A 21,908-nucleotide genomic window follows, 5' to 3' on the forward strand; every position below is an offset into this window, starting at 1 on the left:
TGCAGCACGACCAGACAAGAGGTTGGGCTGAGCGAACCGTCACGGTCTGCAGGGCCGCTCCTGGTTAGTTGAGGAAGTTGCGCCCAAGAAGGTGCGCGCTGCACTGAAGGGTCCGGCGCCTGACGACGAGATCCTGCGGAGGAGTTGAGTCCATGGGCGTGGTGTACGACGGGCCCGACGTGAGCGTGGCGTCCTGACATAGCGACGGCCACCGCGTGATCCTTCAGAAGACCTGCGAAAGCGCGACTGAAGGAGTCACCACGATGACCGTCGACCCCAACTCTATTGACCTGCCCACGTTCATGACCGAGCACCTGGCGCGTGCCGAGCCCGACCTACTCCGGACCATGTTGTCCACGTTCGTGCAGGCGTTGATGTCGGCCGAGGCCGACGCGATCTGCGGCGCCGGCTACGGCGAACGCAGCCCGGAGCGGACCAACTCCCGCAACGGCTACCGGACCCGGGACTTCGACACCCGCACCGGCACGATGGAGGTTGCGATTCCCAAGCTGCGCGAGGGCTCGTACTTCCCCGACTGGCTCCTCGAGCGCCGCCGTCGGGCCGAGCGGGCCCTGACCACAGTGGTGGCAACCTGCTACCTCCTCGGGGTGTCGACGCGGCGGATGGAGAAGCTCGTCGAGACCCTCGGCATCACCAGGTTGTCGAAGTCGCAAGTCAGCGTGATGGCCAAGGAGCTCGACGCGCACGTGGAGGACTTCCGCACCCGGCCACTCGACGCCGGGCCGTACACGTTCCTGGCCGCGGACGCGTTGACGATGAAGGTCCGCGAGGGCGGGCGGGTCGTGAACACCCACGTCCTGGTCGCGACCGGCGTCAACGCCGATGGGCACCGCGAGATCCTCGGCGTGGACATCTGCTCGGCCGAGTCCGAGGCCGGCTGGCTGACCCTGTTCCGCGGCCTGAACGCCCGCGGCCTGAGCGGCGTCAAGCTCGTCACGTCCGATGCCCACAGTGGCCTGGTGGCCGCGATGACGGCGACCCTGGACGGTGCCGCCTGGCAGCGATGCCGCACCCACTACGCGGCGAACCTGATGTCCGCGACACCAAAGTCGTCGTGGGGCTGGGTCAAGGCGATGCTGCACTCGATCTACGACCAGCCCGACACCAAGGCCGTGCACGCCCAGTTCGACCGCGTCATCGACACCCTGGACGAGAAGCTCCCCGCCGTGGCCGAGCACCTCGAGGAAGCCCGCGCCGACATCCTGGCCTTCACCGCGTTCCCGAAAGAGATCTGGCGCCAGATCTGGTCCAACAATCCCAACGAGCGCCTCAACCGCGAGATCCGCCGACGCACCGACGTCGTCGGGATCTTCCCCGACCGCAACTCCGCCATCCGACTCATCGGAGCCGTCCTGGCCGAGCAGCACGACGACTGGGCCGAGGGCCGCCGCTACCTCGGACTCGACGTCCTGGCACGCTCCCGCATCGCACTCATCAACACCAACGAGACCACCGACCAGAAGGAGGACCTGACACCCGCCGCACTCACTGCCTAGAGTGCAGCCACCGGATCACGCGGTGGCCCCTTCATCCACCACGACCGTGGACTCGACCCTGCGGAGGCCTCGATCTGAACCGCCCCGGGATGTCCGGAGAGCTGATTCGTTGGAAGGATCACTCTCATGGCACGTCCCTCGAAGTACCCGCCCGAGTTGCGTGAGCGCGCGGTGCGGATGGTGTTGGAGTCGCGTGTGGACTATCCGCACGAGGCGGCTGCGATCAGGTCGATCGCGGCGAAGCTCGGGATCACCTCGACCGAGTCGGTGCGCAAGTGGGTCAGGCAGGCCGAGATCGATGGTGGTGTCCGGGCCGGGAAGACCAGCGAGGAGCTGGCTGAGATCAAGGCGCTGAAGCGGGAGAACGCCGAGCTGCGGCGGGCGAACGAGATCTTGAAGAGCGCCTCGGCTTTCTTCGCGGCGGAGCTCGACCGCCCCAACAGGTATTGATCGACTTCATCGACACCCACAGGGCCGACTACGGGATCGAGCCGATCTGTCGTGTGCTCGCCGAGCACGGGATCAAGATCGCCCCGTCGACCTACTACGACGCCAGGGTTAGACGGCCCTCGCGACGTGCTCGGCGTGACGCCGAGATCGTCGCGGTGATCGCGGCCGAGAGGGGCCGGCAACGGCTGCTGGCGCGGTTCGGGTCACGCAAGATGTGGCTCCACCTACGCCGGCAGGGTCACGACGTGGCCAGGTGCACGATCGAGCGGCTGTACCGCCAGCAGGGCTGGGAGGGCGCACGACGGTTGAAGAAGGTCCGCACCACCATCGCCGATCCCGCGGCCGACCGTCCCCTGGATCGTGTGGACCGGCAGTTCTGGGCTGCGCGTCCGAACCAGCTGTGGGTTGCTGACTTCACCTACGTCGCGACCTGGTCCGGCACCGTCTACGTCGCATTCATCTTCGACGTGTTCTCCCGCCGCATCGTGGGCTGGCGGGCAGCGACGAGGATGACGACCGACCTGGTCCTCGACACTCTCGAGCACGCGATCTGGACTCGCCAGCAGGCCGGCATCACCGACCTGTCGGGGTTGGTCCATCACACCGATGCCGGGTCGCAGTACGTCAGTTTCGCGTTCACCGAACGGCTCGTTGACGAGGGCGTCGACCCTTCTGTCGGATCGGTCGGCGATGCCTACGATAACGCGCTCGCCGAGTCTCAGATCGGGCTCTACAAGGCTGAGCTGATCCGTCCCGAAGGACCTTGGCGCGGTGTCGAGCACGTCGAGCTCGAGACCCTCAACTGGGTCGACTTCTTCAACAACGAGCGCCCGCACGAGGCCATCGACGACCTGACCCCGGTCGAGGCCGAAGAACTTCACTACGCTGCAAGAAACCAGCTCACGCCGACCGGCTGAGCCACCAAACCCAGCCTCCGGAAACTCCGGGGCGGTTCAATCTTCTTCGCGGGGGACTCGACCCCCGCAGCAGCTGACCATCGAGGACATGAGAGCCGAAGGTCACTACCGTCGAGACGGTACGCAACCCGCCTGACGAATTTGTTGGCTGCGTCGCTCCCGGTACGTCGCTCTCGGTGGGCGCGGCCTCCTCCAGACCGCCGGTGCGTAGCGCGGTGACCGCGAGCACCGGCGCGACGTACCTACCCGAGCGTCGCGCGCCGCGACGTCTCACTCACCCTTGGTCATCACCCCTCGCCGCTTCCCCCGCCAGTGCAATACTCCGCATTGGGTTCACCCGCAGGAGGAACCTCTGGCGAGACGCGAAGTGCGTCGGGAGCGACTCGGGAAGCCCCAGCTCGATGAGGGGGATCAGGTAGGCCACGGCCTTCTCTCGCGTCCCGTTTGCCCTGTCCGGTGAGGGCACCGGAACGGGGTCGCTCTACGAGAGACACGCTCACCCCTTCAATCGGCTCCTCTCGCAGCGAACTCCCCCTTCTGCTTCTCCTACCCTCAGATCGCTTGCCTTCGTTGACCATCGACGGCCCCCAGAATCTCCTCCAGATCGCTGTCTTTCTGCTACCCCAACCTCTTCTTTCGCAGCGGCACGCATTGAACCGCCCCGGAGTTTCCGGAGGCTGGGTTTGGTGGCTCAGCCGGTCGGCGTGAGCTGGTTTCTTGCAGCGTAGTGAAGTTCTTCGGCCTCGACCGGGGTCAGGTCGTCGATGGCCTCGTGCGGGCGCTCGTTGTTGAAGAAGTCGACCCAGTTGAGGGTCTCGAGCTCGACGTGCTCGACACCGCGCCAAGGTCCTTCGGGACGGATCAGCTCAGCCTTGTAGAGCCCGATCTGAGACTCGGCGAGCGCGTTATCGTAGGCATCGCCGACCGATCCGACAGAAGGGTCGACGCCCTCGTCAACGAGCCGTTCGGTGAACGCGAAACTGACGTACTGCGACCCGGCATCGGTGTGATGGACCAACCCCGACAGGTCGGTGATGCCGGCCTGCTGGCGAGTCCAGATCGCGTGCTCGAGAGTGTCGAGGACCAGGTCGGTCGTCATCCTCGTCGCTGCCCGCCAGCCCACGATGCGGCGGGAGAACACGTCGAAGATGAATGCGACGTAGACGGTGCCGGACCAGGTCGCGACGTAGGTGAAGTCAGCAACCCACAGCTGGTTCGGACGCGCAGCCCAGAACTGCCGGTCCACACGATCCAGGGGACGGTCGGCCGCGGGATCGGCGATGGTGGTGCGGACCTTCTTCAACCGTCGTGCGCCCTCCCAGCCCTGCTGGCGGTACAGCCGCTCGATCGTGCACCTGGCCACGTCGTGACCCTGCCGGCGTAGGTGGAGCCACATCTTGCGTGACCCGAACCGCGCCAGCAGCCGTTGCCGGCCCCTCTCGGCCGCGATCACCGCGACGATCTCGGCGTCACGCCGAGCACGTCGCGAGGGCCGTCTAACCCTGGCGTCGTAGTAGGTCGACGGGGCGATCTTGATCCCGTGCTCGGCGAGCACACGACAGATCGGCTCGATCCCGTAGTCGGCCCTGTGGGTGTCGATGAAGTCGATCAATACCTGTTGGGGCGGTCGAGCTCCGCCGCGAAGAAAGCCGAGGCGCTCTTCAAGATCTCGTTCGCCCGCCGCAGCTCGGCGTTCTCCCGCTTCAGCGCCTTGATCTCAGCCAGCTCCTCGCTGGTCTTCCCGGCCCGGACACCACCATCGATCTCGGCCTGCCTGACCCACTTGCGCACCGACTCGGTCGAGGTGATCCCGAGCTTCGCCGCGATCGACCTGATCGCAGCCGCCTCGTGCGGATAGTCCACACGCGACTCCAACACCATCCGCACCGCGCGCTCACGCAACTCGGGCGGGTACTTCGAGGGACGTGCCATGAGAGTGATCCTTCCAACGAATCAGCTCTCCGGACATCCCGGGGCGGTTCAAACCGCCCGTCCTGAGGACGGGCGGGACAGGACGGGCGAGTTTTGGTGCTCCCAGCGCGCACCCTAGGACGCGTACCTCTCGACGACAGACACCCACCCACCAACGACCGGCGACGAACGTCACCGCGAACCGACCCACCAGGAGGCCGCCATGACCGCACAACCCGACACCCCACGACCCCGCCAGAACCCCGGCGACGAGATGCTAAGCCTCCAGGAAGCCTGCGTCTTCCTCCGCGTCCCCGAAGGCACCCTGCGCTACTGGCGCCACCTCGGGGCCGGCCCTCGCAGCTTCAAGGTGGGCCGCCACATTCGCTACTGGCGAGCCGACCTCGTCCTCTGGCTCACCGAACAGACCAACCGTCCCCAGGGACGGGGCTGACCGGCGACAGCCGGCCGACCCGACAGGCACGATGAACCATGGCCAGCATCGAGAAGCGCATCCGTGACGGGCAGACCTCGTGGCGGGCACACTATCGGACGCCCGCAGGGGCCCAGCGCAACAAGACCTTCACGCGCAAGGTCGACGCCGAGCGGTTCCTCGCCAGCGTCGAGAGCGCCAAGATCGTCGGGACCTACGTCGACCCGGCGCTCGCGAAGGTCACCGTCGGCGACTGGGCACAACGGTGGCTCGACGGACAGGCACATCTCAAACCCACCACGCGATCGCGCTACGAGGGCGTCCTGCGCAAGCACATCCACCCGAAGTGGGACCGGGTGAAGCTCGCCAACGTCTCCCACGGCGACGTCCAGGCCTGGGTGACCGAGCTCGCCAAGGATCACTCCCCCGCCACCGTTCACAAGATCCACCGGGTCCTCAGCCTGGTCCTCGACATGGCGGTCAAGGACGGCCGGCTCGCGCGCAACGTCGCCAGCGGGGTGAACCTGCCGCGCGTGGGCAGGCACGAGCACCGTTACCTCACCCACGAGCAGGTCGATGACCTGGCGATGGCGACCGGCCATCCCGCGGAGCCGAGCAAGCACAGCAGCCTCGACACCCGGGCCAACGAGACATACCGGCTGGTCGTCCTCTTCCTCGCCTATACCGGTGCGCGCTTCGGTGAGATGGCGGCGCTCCGCGTCGGGCGGCTCGACCTGCGCCGCAGCCGCGCCGTCATCATCGAGTCGGTCACCCCGGTGCAGGGACAGGGGCTCGTCTGGGGCAGCACCAAGACCCACCAGCGCCGCGAGGTGCCGATCCCGCGCTTCCTGACTGCCGAGCTCGCCGTCCACGTGCAGGGCAAGCGACCCGACGACCTGGTGTTCGCAGGCATCCGGAACGGCCAGCCGCTGCGGGTCAGCACGTTTCGCACCGCCTTCACCGCAGCGGCGAGGACGATCGGCGTCCCCGACCTGCACCCGCACCAGCTCCGCCACACCGCGGCCAGCCTCGCCATCGCCGCCGGCGCAGACGTGAAGGTCGTCCAGCAGATGCTCGGCCACAGCTCGGCGACGATGACGCTGGACACCTACGGGCACCTCTTCGAGGACCGTCTCGACGAAGTCGGCGATGCCCTCGACGCCGCGCGCACCGCCGCCCGGGTGCGTCGGGACGCCCTGCGAGCGTTGCCCCGTGTTGCCCCAGTGTTGCCCGAGCCCGATACTGGTCGAAATGCCGAAGCGGCCCCTCCCAGCGTTTCCGCTGGTCAGGGCCGCTTTTCCGTGCTGTACCCCCGACCGGATTCGAACCGGCGCTACCGCCTTGAGAGGGCGACGTGCTAGGCCGCTACACAACGGGGGCTTGCGGTGCTGCTCCGAGGAGCAACGGAGCTGAACTCTAGCGGGGCCGGAGTGTCGCTCCAAATCCTGACCCAGGGGCCGGGACCTTGCTGGGGTACTAGGACTCGAACCTAGAACAACTGAACCAGAATCAGCCGTGTTGCCAATTACACCATACCCCATGGGGGTATCGGATCATCTCCGACCACCCACGACGTCCGGCAGCGATGACCACTGCGGAACGACCCCGAACGTTACACGCGCGGTGGCGGCACGGCCAAAACGGGGTCCCCCGCGGGCGGCGGCAGCGACGCTCCCCCGACCGGCGGTCCGACGTCGACCAGACCCATCGCGCGCGCCACCCAGCTCGCGAGGCCGAGGTAGACCAGCGACTGCGTCAGTGTCGACAGGATCGTCCACCAGCTGCCGCCGCCCTCGGCGTTCAGCGCCGCGGTCAGGTCGCCGAAGGCGAGCGCGAGGCCGAAGGCGAGGAAGTTGTTGAGCACGTGCATCGCGATCGGCGCCTCGAGCCCGCCCGTACGGATGACGAGGATGCCGGCGACCACGCCGAAGGCGAAGCGGTCGAAGAACACGGGCCAGTCCTGGGAGAGCCCGTGGAAGAGCGCGAAGACCAGTGCCGGCACCAGCACGGCGAGCGCCTGCGAGGCCCGTCGGCCCCACACCAACGAGCCGAAGGCCTGCGTCAGGTAGCCACGGAAGAGGTACTCCTCGCCGGCTGCCTGGAGCGGCGTGAGCAGCAGGATCACAATGATGAAGTCGCGGGTCTGGGTGGTGAAGTCGTTGACCTCGCCGACCGGGGCGTCGCCACCCTGCACCGGCAGCAGCAGGCCGACGCCCAGCGAGGCGAGGAGCGCCACCACCGACAGTCCCACGCAGACGAAGAGGTAGCCCCATCGCAGCCGCGGTGCGACCGACGAGACCCAGCGCGGCTTCAACCGGTGGAGCCACCACGTGACCAGGAACGTCAGCGGGATCGCTGCGGCGATGATCGCGTTGAGCAGGGCCAGCCCCGCCGGCGTGGCCTCGGCCGTGACGTCCAGGACGCCACCCGCCTCCTCCATGCTGCTGCCCGTCAGCAGGAGGACGGCGAACGCGACGCCGCCGACGACGAGCGGGACGACGCCGAAGACCAGGACCAGCAGGAGCAGCGCGCCCACGATCGAGCGCCACTCCCCGGGGCGGCCGACGCGGTGCAGCTGGTGGTACTGCGGCTGGAAGTCGGGCGGCAGTGGGCGGGCCATGGGCGGATCAGGCCAGGGCCGACTGGAGCCGCGCGAGGCTCCGCTCGCGGCCCAGCAGCTCCATCGACTCGAACAGCGGCGGGCTCACTCGCCGACCGGTGACGGCCACGCGTACGGGTCCGAACGCGACCCGCGGCTTGAGCTCCATGCCCTCGATCAGCGCTACGCGCAGCGCCTCCTCGATCGCGGCGGTCGACCACTCGCGCAGACCCGAGAGGGCGTCGTACGACGCCTGGACCACGCCTCGTCCGGTCTCGTCGAGCACCTTGGCGACGTCGTCGGGGTCGCGCTCGAAGTCGGACTCGTCGACGAAGAGGAAGCCGAGCATCGGTGCGGCCTCGGTGAGCTTGTTGATCCGCTCGGCGACCAGCGGCATCGCCAGCTCGAGCATCTGCGCGTCAGCGTCGTTGACCGGGTCGCTGACGACACCGGCCTCCTTGAGGAACGGCAGCGCCCGGTGGGTGACGTCGTCGAGCGGCAGCAGGCGCATCTGCGAGGTGTTGATCGCCTCGGCCTTCTTGAGGTCGAAGCGCGCCGGGTTGGGGTTGACGTCCTTGATGTCGAACTTCTCGACCATCTCCGCCATCGAGAACACATCGCGGTCCGCGGCGATCGACCAGCCGAGCAGCGCGAGGTAGTTGAGCAGGCCCTCGGGGATGAACCCCTGCTCGCGGTAGGCGAGCGCGTGCGCCTCGGGGTCACGCTTGGAGAGCTTCTTGTTGCCCTGGCCCATGACGTAGGGCAGGTGGCCGTAGACCGGGACCGTGGTCGCGACGCCGAGCTCGACGAGCGCGTCGAAGAGCGCAAGCTGGCGGGGCGTGCTGGAGAGCAGGTCCTCGCCGCGCAGCACGTGGGTGATCTGCATGAGCGCGTCGTCGACCGGGTTGACGAGCGTGTAGAGCGGGTCGCCGTTGGCGCGCGAGAGAGCGAAGTCCGGGACGTTCTCGGACTCGAAGGTGATGTCGCCGCGGACGGCGTCGTCCCAGGTGATCGCGCCGTCGGGCATGCGGAAGCGCACGATCGGCGCGCGCCCCTCCGCCTCGAAGGCGGCCCGCTGCTCGTCGGACAGGTCGCGGCAGAAGCCGTCGTAGCCCTGCATCTTGGAGCCGGACGCCTTGCGGCGCGCGTCGACCTCGTCGTTGCGGCAGTAGCAGTCGTAGGTGTAGGACGACTCGCGCAGGCGGGCGAGGACGTCGCGGTAGATCTCGCCGCGCTCGCTCTGCTTGTAGGGGCCGTGCGGGCCGCCGACCTCGATGCCCTCGTCCCAGTCGAGTCCGAGCCAGCGCCACAGCTCGAGGATCGCGTCGTAGGACTCGCGGGTGCTGCGCTCCTTGTCGGTGTCCTCCATCCGGAAGACGATCTGGCCGCCGTGGTGGCGCGCGAACGCCCAGTTGAACAGGGCGGTGCGGACCAGGCCGACGTGCGGCGAGCCCGTCGGCGAGGGACAGAAGCGGACGCGTACGGGGGTGCTCATGGCGATGGTGGGCTCTCTGTGGTCAGCTGCGCTGGGCGACGGGGTTGGTCAGGGCGCCGATGCCGACGATCGAGATCTCGACCTCGTCACCGACCTGCATCGGCCCGACACCCTCGGGGGTGCCGGTGAGGATGACGTCTCCGGGCAGCAGCGTCATCACGGAGGAGACGTGGGCGACCAGGGTCGGCACGTCGAAGATCATGTCGGCGGTCGACCCGTCCTGGACGACGTCGCCGTTGAGGAAGGTCTGGACCTGGCGCCCGTCGACGAACGCCTGCGGGTCGAGGTCGGTCTCGATCCACGGCCCGAGCGGGCAGAAGGAGTCGAAGCCCTTGGCCCGGGTGAACTGCACGTCGGACCTCTGGAGGTCGCGGGCCGTCACGTCGTTGGCGATCGTGTAGCCGAAGATCACGTCGGTCGCCTGCTCGGCGGGCACGTCCCGGCAGATGCGGCCGATGACCACCGCCAGCTCGCCCTCGTAGTGGAGGTTGCTGGTCTGCGGCGGGTAGAAGATCGGGTCGCCCGGACCGACGACGGTGGTGTTGGGCTTGAGGAACATGAGCGGCTCGGACGGGACGTCGTTGCCGAGCTCGGCGGCGTGCTTGGCGTAGTTGCGGCCGATGCCGACGACCTTGCTGCGCGGGATGATCGGCGCGAGGAGTCGTACGTCGCTGAGCCGGTGCTGCTCCTCGAGCACCTTGACCCCGACGTAGAGGGGGTCTCCGGCGAGGGCCACGACCACCGAGTCCTCGGCGGGCTGGCCGAACTCGTCGACCTCGCCGGTGACGACGCCGAAGCGGGGCTCCTCGCCCGTGCTGAACCGACAGATGCGCATGCGCCGACCCTATCCAGCGGGCCTACCGACCGGCCGCGCGCCTCAGCGCCGCGAGGCTGTGGGCGACGTCGTCGACGGTCGTCGACCAGTTGCTCACGCTCACCCGCAGGACCGCCCGGTCGTGCCAGCGCGAGCCCGTGGTCCACGCGGTCCCCTCGGCGAGCATCGCCTCGACCACGGCGCGGGTGCGGTGGTCGTCACCGTCACCGAAGGACGCGCACACCTGGGTGAAGACGACGTCGTTGAGCACCTCGGCCCCGTCGATCGCGGCGATGCCCTCCGCGAAGGCGGCGGCGTGGTCGCAGAAGCCGTCGACGAGGTCGGCGACACCGTCGCGCCCCAGCGCCCGCAACACCGCATACACCGGGAACGCCCGCGCCCGCCGGCTGATCTCCGGCACCTTGTCGAAGGGCTCGCCCGCCGCGTCGTGGATGAGGTAGTCGCCGTGCATGCCCATCGCCGCCCGCAGCGCCGCCCGGTCGGACACGATCGCGAGCCCGCAGTCGTAGGGCACGTTGAGCGTCTTGTGGGCGTCGGTGGCCCACGAGTCGGCCCGCTCCGCACCGGCCAGGAGGTGACGGTGGCGCGGGGAGGCGCCGGCGAACAGGCCGAACGCACCGTCCACGTGCACCCACGCACCGGCGTCGTGGGCCGCGGTCACCGCCTCGTCGAAGGGGTCGAACGCACCGGAGTGCACGTTGCCGGCCTGGAGGCACACGATCGTGGGACGACCGTCCCCGGCGTCGAGGGCCGCCGCGAGCGCCGGCGCCTCGATGCGACCCTGGTCGTCGACCGCGACCGGTTCCGGCGCCCCGAGCCCGAGGTAGCGAAGGCTGAGGTCGATCGTGTCGTGCCGCTCGGCACCGACGAGCACCCGTACGCCCGGGGAACCGACGAGCCCGCGCTCGGCCACGTCCCACCCCGCGCGCCGCAGCACCGCGTCACGCCCCGCGGCCAGGCAGGTGAAGTTGGCCATCGTGCCGCCGGTGACGAACCCGACGGCGCTGCCGGCCGGCAGGCCGAGCAGGTCGACCACCCACGCCTCGGCCACGTCCTCGACGGCGGAGTGGGCGGGCGTCAGCATCCGCAGCCCGGCGTTCTGGTCCCATGCGCTGACCAGCCAGTCGACGGCCAGCGCCGCCGGGTGGGCGCCTCCGATGACGAACCCGAAGAACCGGCCGCCGGGCATCGCGGTGAGGCCGGGCTCGCACGCGGCGGCGAGCTCGTCGACCACGTCCGCCGGGGCCGTCGGACCGTCCTGGAGGTGCCGGTCGAGGCGCGCGAGCATCTCGTCCGTCGTGAGGGACGGCGGCACCGGTCGGTCCGCGAGCGAGGCGAGCCACCCGACCGCGTGCCGGTGGGCGCGGTCGAGGCCCGAGGTGCGGTCCATGCGGGCAGTGTCCCCCGCGGAGGTGGCTGGGTCGAGGGTTCGTCGAAGCGGTCCGGACCGCCCGGTCGCCGTACCGTTGTCGCGTGCAGGTGATGTCCGGACCCGAGTGGCGGGCGCGGGCAGACGCCCACGCCGCTCGCGTCGACGTCTTCCTCGAGCCGCACCTCGCGCGCCGGGCCGAGAAGGTGAAGCACCCGGTGCACGACTTCCTCTTCACCTACTACTCCCAGCGCCCGGCCCAGCTGCGCCGGTGGCACCCGGGGTATGGCGTGGCCCTGGCCGATGCGGAGGCGTACGCCGGGCTCAAGGGGTACGGCGGCGACCCGCTGACGGTCACCGAGGCGTACGTCTCCTCGCAGCGCCCGCTGCTGCGACAGCTGCACACGCTGCTGACGGCGACCGCGGGCCGGACGCCGCAGCTCGGCTGCTTCGGCCTGCACGAGTGGGCGATGGTGCACCGCTCTGCCGAGCACGGAACCCGCCACGACTGGCCCCTGCGGCTCGGCCAGGAGGGCACCGACGCGGTCGTGGAGTCGCACCGGATCGGCTGCTCGCACTTCGACGCGTTCCGGTTCTTCACCCCCACCGCCCGGCCGCTCAACACGCTGCAGCCCGGACGCGACGACCGCGCGGACTTCGAGCAGCCGGGCTGCCTCCACGCGGGGATGGACCTCTACAAGCACGCCTTCCGGCTCACGCCGATGGTCCCCAGCGACCTGGTCGCCGACTGCTTCGAGCTCGCCCGCGACATCCGGGTGCTCGACATGCGCGCAGCGCCGTACGACCTCTCCGACCTCGGGTTCGAGCCGGTGCGGATCGAGACGACCGAGGGCAAGGCGGCGTACGTCGAGGCGCAGCGCGGGTTCGCCGAGCGCGGCGCGCCGCTGCGGGCGCGGATCGTCGCCGAGTGCGAGCGCCTGCTCGACGTGCTCGACCGACAGCCTCAGAACTCGTAGCCGAAGGCCTCGATCGTGTCGGCGAAGACGTCGGCGACCCGCTGCTTCGAGGTCGGCGTGTAGAGCTCGCGGTAGTGCCCGGCCGGGCGGGCGTTGCCCTTGGCGCGCGGCAGGTCGGGCGCGCCGGGCAGGCGGAGGTGGTCCCAGACCTCCTGGAGCTCGTCGTCGAGGTTCTCGTAGCGCAGCACGCGGTCGAGCACCATCGTTCCGCGGATCCGGTAGAGCCGGCGGTTGTTGGCGAGCTGCTCGATCCAGATCTCCTGGACGTAGGTCTCGAAGTCGGGCAGCTCGTCGCGGTCCTTGTACTTCCAGAAGTAGAGCGAGACGACCGCGTCCCACGGGTTCCGCTCGATGGCGAAGGTGAAGTAGTCGTCGAACACGTCGGCGCCCAGGAGGTCGCGCGTGGCCTTGGCGCCCATGTGGTTGTAGGCCTTGCGCGGCAGCGGCGGCGACTGGAAGTTCTGGGGCGGCCGGCCGCCGGCGGCGCGGCGGAGCTCCTCGTCCTCCGGGCTGATCTCGGTGATGACGTCGTCGGGGCCGCACACCTTCGACAGCGCGATCTCCACGCTCGTGCCCGCGGTCTTGCGGGTCTTGAGGAACACGAAGCGGTGCTGGTGGGACGCGATCACGGGCACGACCCTATCCGTCGACCCGCGGGGGTGGTCCCGAACTACCCGCGGTCCTCCTCGGCCAGCAGCTCGTCCTCGACCGAGCCGCCGTAGCCCTCAGCCTCGGGGTCGCCGTGCAGGCCGTGGCTCACCGCGTACTCCTCCTCCGGCGACAGGATCAGACGGTGTCGGCCCACGACCCCGAAGAGCGCCAGGCCGATCGCGTACACCACGGCGATGGCCACGATGGCCGGGCGGAAGTCGGGGTTGATGAAGACGCCGATGAAGGTGATGCCCGCGATGACGCCGGCGACCACGGCACCCGGTACGCCGACGGGGCTGACGTAGGGCCGCTTGGCGGTCGGGAACTTCTGGCGCAGCAGCACGTACGACACCATCTGCAGCACGTAGGCGAGGACCGCGCCCCAGACGGCGATGTTGAGGACGATCGCGGTCGCCTGCTCGCCCGCCTCGCCGCCGCGGCGGGCCAGGATGTCGACGACGAGCAGCACCACGAAGCCGAACGCGGCTCCGGCCACCAGCGCCACCCACGGGGTCTTGCGCGCGCCGGTGATCGACAGGAACTTCGGGTAGTAGCCGGCGCGGCTCAGCGAGTACATGTTGCGGCCGTAGGCGAACATGATCCCCTGCAGGCTTGCGAGCAGGCCGATCAGCGCGAACAGGGACAGCAGTGCGGCGAGGTCGTCGGACAGGAAGGCCCGGAAGCCGTCGAGCAGCGGCTCGCCCGACGCGCCGAGCGCGGCGGAGCCGGTCACCGCCGGGTTGAGGACGAAGACCAGGGCGCCGGTCGCGCACAGCGTGATGAGCCCGATGATCCCGGCGCGCGGGATGTCGGTCTGCGGCGAGTGGGCCTCCTCCGCGGCCAGCGGCAGCTCCTCGATGCCGAGGAAGAACCACATCGCGAACGGCAGCGCGTAGAGCACGCCGAGCCAGCCGTACGGGAGGAACTCGCTGTTGCCGGGCTCGGGCTCGATGTCCATCAGGCGACCGAAGTCGACGGCGCCGTTGGCGATCGCGAGCACCGCGAACAGGACCAGCACGCCGATCGAGATGATCGCGACGACGATGGCGAACTTGAAGGAGATCTCCGCGCCCGCCGAGTTGAGCCCGACGAAGACCGCGTAGAGGACGATCCACCAGATCCACTGGTCGTCACCGACACTCAGGCCCAAGAGCTCGTCAGTGATCGAGTCGAGGTAGAGCGCGGAGAACAGCACGATCACGCCGGTGGTGAAGACGTACTCGATCGTCTCGGCGAGCCCGGTCACGAACCCACCCCACGGGCCCATCGCCGAGCGGGCGAACGAGTAGGCGCCACCGGTGTGCGGCATCGCGGCCGACATCTCGCCGATGGAGAACAGCATCCCGAAGTACATGACCACGATGACGACGCCGGCGACGGCGAGGCCGCCCCAGCCGGCCTCGCCGATGCCGAAGTTCCAGCCGGAGAAGTCACCGGAGATGACGGCGGCGACACCGATGCCCCACAGCCCCCAGAACCCGGCCGAGCGCTGCAGCTGGCGCTTGTCGAAGTAGCCCTCCTCCGCGTGGTGGTAGCTCACACCGGAGACGTTGCGGGTTTGCTTGCTCATCTCGGACACTCCTCGAAGGACTGGGTCGCACGACGGCTCTGGCCGGATGCTAGACCCGCCAATGGCAGGCCCGCTATACCTTTGGGCCGGAGATTCCACGGAGTCGAGGGACACTGTCACCCGGCAGCTGGGCTGCAATGGTTGACTGCGCTCGTCAATGAGCGGATAACTGGTCGCACACCGCAGCCCCTCACAGCTCCCATCCCAGGAGGTCCCATGGCACGTGACCGGCACACCTCAGGCCTCCTCTCGCTCGACGACCTGGCTGCCCTGGTCGACGCCGGCGACGTGGACACCGTCGTCGTCGGGTTCGCCGACATGCAGGGCCGGCTGGTCGGCAAGCGGGTCTCCTCGCGGCTGTTCCTCGAGGAGGTCGAGCCGCACGGCGCCGAGTGCTGCAACTACCTCCTGGCCGTCGACGTCGAGATGAACACGGTCGCCGGCTACGCGATGTCGGGCTGGGAGCGCGGCTACGGCGACATGGTCATGCGCCCCGACCTGTCGACCCTGCGGCTCACGCCGTGGCTGCCGGGCGGCGCGCTGGTGATGGCCGACCTCGAGTGGTTCGACGGCTCCCCCGTCGCCGCCGCGCCGCGCAGCATCCTCCGGCGCCAGGTCGACCGCCTCGCCGAGCGATCGCTCGTGCCCTACGCCGGCACCGAGCTCGAGTTCATGGTCTTCGACGACACCTTCCGGGACGCCTTCGCCCGTCGGTACGCCGACCTGCGTCCCGGCAGCGACTACAACATCGACTACGCCATGCTCGGCTCGACCCGGATGGAGCCGCTGCTGCGCGACATCCGCCGCGGGATGGAGGGCGCGGGGATGTACTGCGAGGGCTCCAAGGGCGAGTGCAACCTGGGCCAGCAGGAGATCGCGTTCCGCTACGACCACGGCCTGGTCACCTGTGACAACCACACGATCTACAAGAACGGCGCCAAGGAGATCGCCGACCTCCACGGCAAGAGCCTGACCTTCATGGCGAAGTACGACGAGCGCGAGGGCAACAGCTGCCACGTGCACCTCTCGGTGCGCGGCGACGACGGCTCGGCGGTCATGGCGGACGAGTCGCGGCCCCACGGGATGTCGCAGCTCTTCGAGCACTGGGTCGCCGGCCAGCTCGCGTGCATGCGCGAGCTGACGCTGTTCCTCGCGCCCAACATCAACTCGTACAAGCGCTTCGTCGAGGGCAGCTTCGCGCCGACCGCAGTCGCGTGGGGCATGGACAACCGCACCTGCGCCCTGCGGGTCGTCGGGCACGGGCTCGGCATGCGCCTGGAGAACCGGGTCCCGGGCGGCGACGTGAACCCCTACCTCGCGGTCGCGGCGATCATCGCGGCCGGCCTGCACGGCATCGAGAACGAGCTCCCGCTCGAGCCGGCGTTCGAGGGCAACGCCTACACCAGCGACGTCGACCGGCTGCCGACCACGCTGCGCGAGGCGGCCGACCTGTTCGAGGGCTCCGCCGTCGCCCGCGCCGCCTTCGGCGACGGGGTGGTCGAGCACTACCTCAACAACGCCCGCGTCGAGCAGCAGGCGTACGACGCTGCGGTCACCGACTGGGAACGGGTGAGGTGCTTTGAACGGATGTGACACCACCCCTCCCGAGGCTGGTCCCCGCCGCCCCGTCGTCGGGGTCACGACGTACGTCGAGCGCGCCCGGCAGGGCGTCTGGGACGTCCCGGCGGCCTACCTGCAGTACGACTACGTCGAGCTGGTGACGCGAGCGGGCGGCGTGCCGGTGCTGCTCCCGCCGCCCGGCTCCGGCGCCTCGCCGGTCCGCGAGGTCCTCGACCGGGTCGACGCGCTCGTCCTGGCGGGCGGCCGTGACGTCGACGCCCGCCGCTACGGCGCGGAACCGCACGAGACGGCCGACCCGCCGGCGACCGATCGCGACGAGTGGGAGATCGCCCTCACCCGGGCCGCGCTGGAGCGCGGCGTGCCGCTGCTGGGCATCTGCCGCGGCGCACAGGTGCTGACGGTGGCGCTCGGCGGGACCCTCGTGCAGCACGTGCCCGACCTGCCCACGGCCGGGGCGCACAAGCACGGACCGGGCGAGTTCGCCTCGCACACGGTGCGTACGGTCGCCGGCAGCCGGGTCGCCGCCGCACTGGGCAGCGACGCGCGGGTGTCCTGCTACCACCACCAGGCCGTGGAGCGGCTGCCCGACGGCCTGCGGGCGACGGCGCACGCCGAGGACGGCGTCGTCGAGGGCGTCGAGCTCGACGGCGAGCTCGACGCCGAGCTCGACGCCACCCGCTTCGCGGTCGGCGTGCAGTGGCACCCCGAGCAGACGCTCGACGACCTGCGGCTGATGGAGTCGCTCGTGCAGGCAGCACGTGACCAGCTGGAGCAGCGACAGAGGGAGATGGCGTGACCGCGATGTTCGACATCGTCAACCCGGCCGACGAGTCGGTCGTGACGAGCGTCCCCGAGCTGGAGGCGGGCGACGTCGACGACGCCGTCGCGCGGGCGAGGACCGCCCAGCGGCGGTGGGCCGCCCTCGCGCCGGCCGACCGCGCGGCCGCGCTGCGCTCCTTCGCCGCCGCGGTGGACGCCCACGTCGACGAGCTGGCCGACCTCGAGGTGCGCAACTCCGGGCATCCCCTCGCTCAGGCCGAGTGGGAGGCCGGGCACGTCCGCGACGTGCTCACCTACTACTCCGCCGCCCCGGAGCGCCTCTTCGGTCGCCAGATCCCGGTCGCCGGCGGCCTCGACCTCACCTTCGCCGAGCCGATCGGCGTCGTCGGCGTCGTCACGCCGTGGAACTTCCCGATGACGATCGCGTCGTGGGGCTTCGCCCCCGCGCTGGCCGCCGGCAACGCCGTCGTCCTCAAGCCGGCCGAGTGGACGCCGCTGACGTCGCTGCGCCTGGCCGAGCTCGCGCTCGAGGCCGGCCTGCCCGAGGGCCTGCTGCAGGTCGTGACCGGCAAGGGCTCCGTGGTCGGTGAGCGCCTCGTCGACCACCCGGACGTGCGCAAGGTGGTCTTCACCGGATCGACCGCGACGGGCACCCGGGTGATGGCGCGGGCCGCCGCCCAGGTCAAGCAGGTCACCCTCGAGCTCGGCGGCAAGAGCGCCAACATCGTCTTCGCGGACAGCGACCTGGAGAAGGCCGCGGCGACCGCGCCGTACGGCGTCTTCGACAACGCCGGGCAGGACTGCTGCGCCCGCAGCAGGATCCTCGTCCAGCGCAGCGTGCTGGACCGCTTCATGGAGCTGCTCGAGCCCGCGGTCGCCGGCGTACGAGTGGGTGACCCACGCGACCGCAGCACCGAGATGGGCCCGCTTGTCTCCCGTGCCCACTGGGAGAACGTCGCCTCCTACGTCCCCGACGACGCGCCGGTGGCGTTCCGCGGCACGGCGCCGGACGGCCCCGGCTTCTGGTTCCCCCCGACGGTGCTGACGCCCTCGCGCGGGGACCGTACGGCGCGCGAGGAGATCTTCGGCCCGGTGGTGGCGGTGCTGCCGTTCGAGGACGAGGCCGACGCGATCGCGCTGGCCAACGACTCCGACTACGGCCTGTCCGGGTCGATCTGGACCCGCGACGTGTCCCGCGCCGTACGGGTGAGCCGGGCGGTGGAGGCCGGCAACCTGTCGGTCAACTCGCACTCCTCGGTGCGCTTCACGACGCCGTTCGGCGGGTTCAAGCAGTCCGGGGTGGGCCGCGAGCTCGGCCCCGACGCGCCCCTGTCGTTCACCGAGACCAAGAACGTGTTCATCGCCGTCGAGCCAGCCGAGGAGTCCTCATGAGCACCACCCGCGTCGACCTCACCCAGCGGCTGCGCGACCGCGTCGCCGTCGTCACCGGCGGCGCATCGGGCATCGGCCTGGCCTCGGCCCGCCGGCTCGCCGCCGAGGGCGCGCGCGTCGTGGTCGCGGACCTCGACCCCGAGACCGGCGGTGCGGCGGCCGAGGAGGTCGGGGGCACGTTCGTCGCCGTCGACGTCGCCGACCGGGAGCAGGTGGACGCGCTCTTCGACTCCGTCGCCGCGTCGCACGGCTCGGTCGACATCGCCTTCAACAACGCCGGCATCTCGCCGCCCGAGGACGACCTCATCGAGTCGACCGACCTCGACGCGTGGGACCGCGTGCAGCTGGTCAACCTCACCTCGGTCTACCTCTGCTGCCGCGCGGCCCTGCGTCACATGGCACCCCAGCAGCGCGGGTCGATCATCAACACCGCGTCGTTCGTCGCGGTGATGGGGTCGGCCACCTCGCAGATCTCCTACACCGCCTCCAAGGGCGGCGTGCTCGCGATGTCACGCGAGCTCGGCGTGCAGTACGCACGCCAGGGCATCCGGGTCAACGCGCTGTGCCCCGGCCCGGTGAACACCCCGCTCCTCCAGGAGCTGTTCGCCAAGGATCCCGAACGTGCGGCGCGACGCCTGGTCCACGTCCCGGTCGGCCGGTTCGCCGAGCCCGAGGAGCTCGCCGCCGCAGTGGCGTTCCTCGCCAGCGACGACGCGTCGTTCATCACCGCCAGCAGCTTCCTCGTCGACGGCGGCATCCACGCGGCGTACGTGACGCCGCTCTGATCCGATGACCGAGTCCCGCCTCGCCGAGGAGACGTTCTTCCGACCCGTCCGGCCGGGCAACGCCTTCGAGGACACGGTGCAGCGGCTGCTGCAGACGATCCGCCTCGGCGTGGTCGCGCCGGGCGAGTCGCTGCCGTCCGAGCGCGACCTCGCGGTCCGGCTCGGGGTCAGCCGCGACACCGTGCGCGAGGCCCTGCGCTCGCTCGGCGAGGCGGGGTACGTCGTGGCGCGGCGCGGCCGCTACGGCGGGACCTTCGTCGCCGACGAGCTGCCTCGTCCCGAAGCGCACGACGGCGCCGAGGCGGCAGGCGCCGAGGCGGTCGACCTCGAGGAGGTCCTCGCGCTCCGCGAGGTGCTGGAGGTGGGGGCCGCCCGGCTGGCGGCGTCGCGGACGCTGCCGGCACCCGAGCGGGACCTGGTCTGGCGCGCGCTCGAGGAGGTGACCGGCGCATCGCCGGCCGACTACCGGCGGCTGGACTCGCGGCTGCACCTCGTCGTCGCCGAGATCACCGGGGTGCGCTCGCTCGTCACCCTCGTCGCCGACAACCGCATGCGGGTCAACCGGTTCCTCGACGGGATCCCCCTGCTGGAGCGCAACATCGCGCACTCCGACGAGCAGCACCGGACTCTGGTCACCGCGATCCTGGCGGGCCAGCCGGACGTCGCGGCCGCCGCGGCCGAGGAGCACCTCGCTGGGTCCGCCGCCCTGCTGCGGGGCTTCCTGGCCTGAGCGGCCCCCTGTCCCCGGGCTCGCTAGCGTGGCCGCCATGGAGCCGATGGACGCGACCGGTCACCCCCACCACGACAGGCCCCACCGCAACCAACACTTCCGCGGCGACGACTGGTACGGCGACGACCTGGGCGCGGCCCGCTTCGTCGACTGCACCTTCACCGACGTGGACCTCTCCGAGGCCACCACGACGGGCGCGACGTTCGAGCGGTGCACCTTCCACGGCGGCCGGTTCAACGCCTCCACCCACACCGCGACCGCGTTCGTCGGCTGCGACTTCCGGCGGACGTCGTTCTTCGACGCCACGCTCGACGGCTGCAAGCTGGTCGGCTCGGCGTTCTCCGACTGCACCCTGCGCCCCCTCACGGTGACGGGCGGCTCGTGGCTGGGGGTGACGATCCGCGGCACCAACCTGTCCCGCCTCGACCTCACCGGCGTCGACCTGCGCGAGGCGGACCTGTCGATGTCCGACCTCACCCTGAGCACGCTGGCCCGCGCCCGGCTCGACCGGGCGACGCTGCGGCAGACCAGGCTCGACCGCACCGACCTCCGCGGCGCCAGCCTCGACGGCGTCGACCTCGCTGCCGCCGAGCTCGAGCGGACCCGGCTCGACCTGGCCGGCGCGGTCCTGCTCGCCGAGCTGGTGGGCGCCGACGTCGACACCTCCGCGTGATGGCCTCAGCCCAGGCGGGCGCGCAGACCGTCGATGACGAGGTCGAGCCCGAGGTCGAAGTCGGGCAGCGAGTCGAGCGAGCGCTCGACGGCCCCGAGGCTGACGGCCTGGCGCGCGGTCTGCTCCTCGAAGGCATGGCCGAAGACGTAGTGCACCAGCGTCCGCGAGGCGACCGCGACGAGCTCGGGGGGAGCGTCGGCGTCGGTCAGCACCTTCTCCAGGTCCGCGACCGGGGCGGCCGCGCCGAGTCCGAACGCCCACACCGTCGCGACGACGTCGGCGCCGTCGGTGCAGGCCAGCATCGCGTCGCGCAGCTCGGAGCAGACCTCGCGCAGCTGGTCGGGCCACGCGGAGGCCGTACGAGGTCGGGCGCCGCGGGCGAGGATCTCGTCGGCCACGGCCGCGAGCAGCGCCTGCTTGCTGGCGAAGTGGTGGTAGATCGCGCTCGGCTGCACGTCGAGCTCCGCACCGAGGCGACGCATGGTGAGGGCGGACAGGCCGTGGGTGTCGAGCAGCGCGACCGCGTGGGCCAGCACGTCGCTGCGCTTGTGGGCCATCACGCTCTCCTCGGGTCGCTGTCAGGGACGGGACGTCGTTGACGTCGGTCCCCACGACCAGCCTAACCTGAACACAGTTCATCCTGAACGCCGTTCAGGTCACTCCCCCGTGCCGCACCGGTGTTCCTGGCCGTGACGCTCGTGCTCGCCATGTCGCGCGGGTGCCGCTGCGCTCGGCGTGGCACGCGACCCGGTCGATGGACTTCCACGCGTACGGGTCGATCTTCATCTGAGGCTGAGCGTGGACGCGGCGACGGGGCGCTGGACTTCCACTCGTGCGAGTGGAAGTTCAGCACAACGAGTCAGTCGAGCGGCTGGTTGAGGAACCAGCGGTGCCCGAACGGGTCCCGGAACACCGCCACCCGCCCGGCCGGCGGGCTGTCCTCGGGACCGCGGTCGAGGACGACCCCGGCCGCCACCACCCGCTCGCACAGCGCGTCGACGTCGTCGACCTCGAGGTGCAGCGAGACCGCGGCGCCGCGCGAGGCGTCCGGTGCCGCGACCCCGGCGGACGCGAACTCCGCGGACATCATCCAACGGCCGCCGCCGACGGCGAGCTCGACGTGGCCGATCCGGCCGTCGTCCGTGACGATCGGGGTCGAGCACGACCTCGGCGCCGAGCACGGCGACGTACCAGTCGATCGCAGCCCGCGCGTCGGCGACGCAGAGGTACGGCGTGAGCTCAC

At 70.3% G+C, this 21,908-nt stretch carries 19 protein-coding genes, 2 tRNA genes, 1 pseudogene and 2 other annotated features; of the genes and pseudogenes, 11 read left to right on the plus strand and 11 right to left on the minus strand.

Going from position 1 to position 21,908, the window contains the following annotated elements; genetic code table 11:
- Positions 1-263: 263 nt before the first annotated feature.
- Both EXE59_RS22050 and EXE59_RS22055 read left to right on the plus strand, forming a co-directional pair.
- A complete protein-coding gene (locus EXE59_RS22050; RefSeq protein WP_135837333.1) occupies positions 264-1,517 on the plus strand; it encodes an IS256 family transposase in 1,254 nt (417 codons plus the stop codon).
- A gap of 126 nt (positions 1,518-1,643) precedes the next feature.
- Positions 1,644-2,884 (plus strand): IS3 family transposase gene (locus EXE59_RS22055; protein WP_135838094.1). Its coding sequence is split into 2 segments (ribosomal slippage): positions 1,644-1,926 and positions 1,926-2,884, totalling 1,242 coding nucleotides; the frame shifts between segments, so codons are not numbered across the junction.
- Positions 1,925-2,053, plus strand: a sequence feature (AL1L pseudoknot). Its footprint overlaps the gene before it by 129 nt.
- Before the next feature lie 691 nt (positions 2,885-3,575).
- Here EXE59_RS22055 and EXE59_RS22060 read toward each other — a convergent pair.
- Positions 3,576-4,816, minus strand: a protein-coding gene (locus tag EXE59_RS22060; protein WP_135838094.1) for an IS3 family transposase whose coding sequence is annotated in 2 segments (ribosomal slippage) — positions 3,576-4,534 and positions 4,534-4,816 — 1,242 coding nt in all. Because the reading frame shifts where the segments join, the coding sequence is not laid out codon by codon here.
- Positions 4,407-4,535, minus strand: a sequence feature (AL1L pseudoknot). Its footprint overlaps the gene before it by 129 nt.
- A gap of 202 nt (positions 4,817-5,018) precedes the next feature.
- On the opposite strand from EXE59_RS22060, the gene EXE59_RS22065 reads away from it, so the two are divergent.
- Entirely contained in the window at positions 5,019-5,249 is a 231-nt protein-coding gene (locus EXE59_RS22065) for a helix-turn-helix domain-containing protein (protein WP_135840813.1), read from the plus strand.
- Between the two features lie 38 nt (positions 5,250-5,287).
- A pseudogene (locus EXE59_RS25195) lies at positions 5,288-6,340 on the plus strand (tyrosine-type recombinase/integrase); the annotation flags it as partial.
- A gap of 195 nt (positions 6,341-6,535) precedes the next feature.
- Here EXE59_RS25195 and EXE59_RS22075 read toward each other — a convergent pair.
- The 6 genes from EXE59_RS22075 to EXE59_RS22100 form a co-directional block, all read right to left on the minus strand.
- A tRNA-Glu gene (locus EXE59_RS22075) sits at positions 6,536-6,608 on the minus strand.
- An 88-nt stretch (positions 6,609-6,696) separates the two neighbouring features.
- A tRNA-Gln gene (locus EXE59_RS22080) sits at positions 6,697-6,768 on the minus strand.
- Between the two features lie 72 nt (positions 6,769-6,840).
- Positions 6,841-7,848: a CPBP family intramembrane glutamic endopeptidase gene (locus EXE59_RS22085; RefSeq protein ID WP_135840814.1), complete on the minus strand. Its 1,008-nt coding sequence runs from the start codon at positions 7,846-7,848 to the stop codon at positions 6,841-6,843.
- Between the two features lie 7 nt (positions 7,849-7,855).
- Entirely contained in the window at positions 7,856-9,322 is a 1,467-nt protein-coding gene (gene gltX, locus EXE59_RS22090) for a glutamate--tRNA ligase (protein ID WP_135840815.1), read from the minus strand.
- Between the two features lie 22 nt (positions 9,323-9,344).
- Positions 9,345-10,157 carry a fumarylacetoacetate hydrolase family protein gene (locus EXE59_RS22095; protein WP_135840816.1) on the minus strand — a complete coding sequence of 271 codons (813 nt, stop codon included), beginning with the start codon at positions 10,155-10,157 and terminating at the stop codon, positions 9,345-9,347.
- Positions 10,158-10,179: 22 nt separating this feature from the next.
- Positions 10,180-11,547, minus strand: a complete 1,368-nt coding sequence (locus tag EXE59_RS22100) for a pyridoxal phosphate-dependent decarboxylase family protein (RefSeq protein WP_135840817.1) — start codon at positions 11,545-11,547, stop codon at positions 10,180-10,182.
- Between the two features lie 92 nt (positions 11,548-11,639).
- On the opposite strand from EXE59_RS22100, the gene EXE59_RS22105 reads away from it, so the two are divergent.
- The gene (locus tag EXE59_RS22105; protein WP_135841472.1) at positions 11,640-12,503 is read left to right on the plus strand and encodes a 3-methyladenine DNA glycosylase; all 864 of its coding nucleotides are present in this window, start codon (positions 11,640-11,642) and stop codon (positions 12,501-12,503) included.
- Here EXE59_RS22105 and EXE59_RS22110 read toward each other — a convergent pair.
- Both EXE59_RS22110 and EXE59_RS22115 read right to left on the minus strand, forming a co-directional pair.
- The gene (locus tag EXE59_RS22110) at positions 12,491-13,132 is read right to left on the minus strand and encodes a sulfotransferase family 2 domain-containing protein (protein ID WP_135840818.1); all 642 of its coding nucleotides are present in this window, start codon (positions 13,130-13,132) and stop codon (positions 12,491-12,493) included. The two genes, EXE59_RS22105 and EXE59_RS22110, sit on opposite strands and share 13 nt — an antisense overlap.
- A 41-nt stretch (positions 13,133-13,173) precedes the next feature.
- Positions 13,174-14,724 (minus strand): amino acid permease, encoded by a 1,551-nt coding sequence (locus tag EXE59_RS22115; RefSeq protein WP_135840819.1) that lies wholly within the window; start codon positions 14,722-14,724, stop codon positions 13,174-13,176.
- A 216-nt stretch (positions 14,725-14,940) separates the two neighbouring features.
- On the opposite strand from EXE59_RS22115, the gene EXE59_RS22120 reads away from it, so the two are divergent.
- The 6 genes from EXE59_RS22120 to EXE59_RS22145 are packed head-to-tail and all read left to right on the plus strand — an operon-like array spanning position 14,941 to position 20,665.
- Entirely contained in the window at positions 14,941-16,317 is a 1,377-nt protein-coding gene (locus EXE59_RS22120; protein ID WP_135840820.1) for a glutamine synthetase family protein, read from the plus strand.
- Positions 16,304-17,101 (plus strand): gamma-glutamyl-gamma-aminobutyrate hydrolase family protein, encoded by a 798-nt coding sequence (locus EXE59_RS22125; RefSeq protein ID WP_135840821.1) that lies wholly within the window; start codon positions 16,304-16,306, stop codon positions 17,099-17,101. Before EXE59_RS22120 ends, EXE59_RS22125 begins: the two co-directional genes overlap by 14 nt.
- 5 nt (positions 17,102-17,106) lie before the next feature.
- Complete coding sequence (locus EXE59_RS22130; RefSeq protein WP_210429247.1) at positions 17,107-18,477, plus strand: aldehyde dehydrogenase family protein; 1,371 nt, start codon at positions 17,107-17,109, stop codon at positions 18,475-18,477.
- Positions 18,474-19,262 (plus strand): 3-oxoacyl-ACP reductase, encoded by a 789-nt coding sequence (locus EXE59_RS22135; RefSeq protein ID WP_135840823.1) that lies wholly within the window; start codon positions 18,474-18,476, stop codon positions 19,260-19,262. Before EXE59_RS22130 ends, EXE59_RS22135 begins: the two co-directional genes overlap by 4 nt.
- Before the next feature lie 4 nt (positions 19,263-19,266).
- A complete protein-coding gene (locus EXE59_RS24910; protein WP_135840824.1) occupies positions 19,267-19,992 on the plus strand; it encodes a FadR/GntR family transcriptional regulator in 726 nt (241 codons plus the stop codon).
- Between the two features lie 37 nt (positions 19,993-20,029).
- A complete protein-coding gene (locus EXE59_RS22145) occupies positions 20,030-20,665 on the plus strand; it encodes a pentapeptide repeat-containing protein (protein ID WP_246056989.1) in 636 nt (211 codons plus the stop codon).
- A 5-nt stretch (positions 20,666-20,670) separates the two neighbouring features.
- On the opposite strand, the gene EXE59_RS22150 is transcribed toward EXE59_RS22145, so the two are convergent.
- Positions 20,671-21,222, minus strand: a complete 552-nt coding sequence (locus tag EXE59_RS22150; protein WP_135840825.1) for a TetR family transcriptional regulator — start codon at positions 21,220-21,222, stop codon at positions 20,671-20,673.
- Positions 21,223-21,524: 302 nt separating this feature from the next.
- On the minus strand, positions 21,525-21,908 hold the full coding sequence (locus tag EXE59_RS22155) for a VOC family protein (RefSeq protein ID WP_210429101.1): 384 nt from the start codon (positions 21,906-21,908) through the stop codon (positions 21,525-21,527).

Origin of the sequence: Nocardioides eburneiflavus, assembly GCF_004785795.1 — a bacterium.
GTDB lineage: Bacteria > Actinomycetota > Actinomycetes > Propionibacteriales > Nocardioidaceae > Nocardioides > Nocardioides eburneiflavus.

Bases quoted from the DNA above. Each gene is read 5' to 3' on its own strand.
- EXE59_RS22050 (WP_135837333.1), top strand. From the start codon at position 264: ATGACCGTCGACCCCAACTCTATTGACCTGCCCACGTTCATGACCGAG.
- EXE59_RS22065 (WP_135840813.1), top strand. From the start codon at position 5,019: ATGACCGCACAACCCGACACCCCACGACCCCGCCAGAACCCCGGCGAC.
- EXE59_RS22085 (WP_135840814.1), bottom strand. From the start codon at position 7,848: ATGGCCCGCCCACTGCCGCCCGACTTCCAGCCGCAGTACCACCAGCTG.
- gltX (WP_135840815.1), bottom strand. From the start codon at position 9,322: ATGAGCACCCCCGTACGCGTCCGCTTCTGTCCCTCGCCGACGGGCTCG.
- EXE59_RS22095 (WP_135840816.1), bottom strand. From the start codon at position 10,157: ATGCGCATCTGTCGGTTCAGCACGGGCGAGGAGCCCCGCTTCGGCGTC.
- EXE59_RS22100 (WP_135840817.1), bottom strand. From the start codon at position 11,547: ATGGACCGCACCTCGGGCCTCGACCGCGCCCACCGGCACGCGGTCGGG.
- EXE59_RS22105 (WP_135841472.1), top strand. From the start codon at position 11,640: ATGTCCGGACCCGAGTGGCGGGCGCGGGCAGACGCCCACGCCGCTCGC.
- EXE59_RS22115 (WP_135840819.1), bottom strand. From the start codon at position 14,724: ATGAGCAAGCAAACCCGCAACGTCTCCGGTGTGAGCTACCACCACGCG.
- EXE59_RS22120 (WP_135840820.1), top strand. From the start codon at position 14,941: ATGGCACGTGACCGGCACACCTCAGGCCTCCTCTCGCTCGACGACCTG.
- EXE59_RS22130 (WP_210429247.1), top strand. From the start codon at position 17,107: ATGTTCGACATCGTCAACCCGGCCGACGAGTCGGTCGTGACGAGCGTC.
- EXE59_RS22135 (WP_135840823.1), top strand. From the start codon at position 18,474: ATGAGCACCACCCGCGTCGACCTCACCCAGCGGCTGCGCGACCGCGTC.
- EXE59_RS24910 (WP_135840824.1), top strand. From the start codon at position 19,267: ATGACCGAGTCCCGCCTCGCCGAGGAGACGTTCTTCCGACCCGTCCGG.
- EXE59_RS22145 (WP_246056989.1), top strand. From the start codon at position 20,030: ATGGAGCCGATGGACGCGACCGGTCACCCCCACCACGACAGGCCCCAC.
- EXE59_RS22150 (WP_135840825.1), bottom strand. From the start codon at position 21,222: ATGGCCCACAAGCGCAGCGACGTGCTGGCCCACGCGGTCGCGCTGCTC.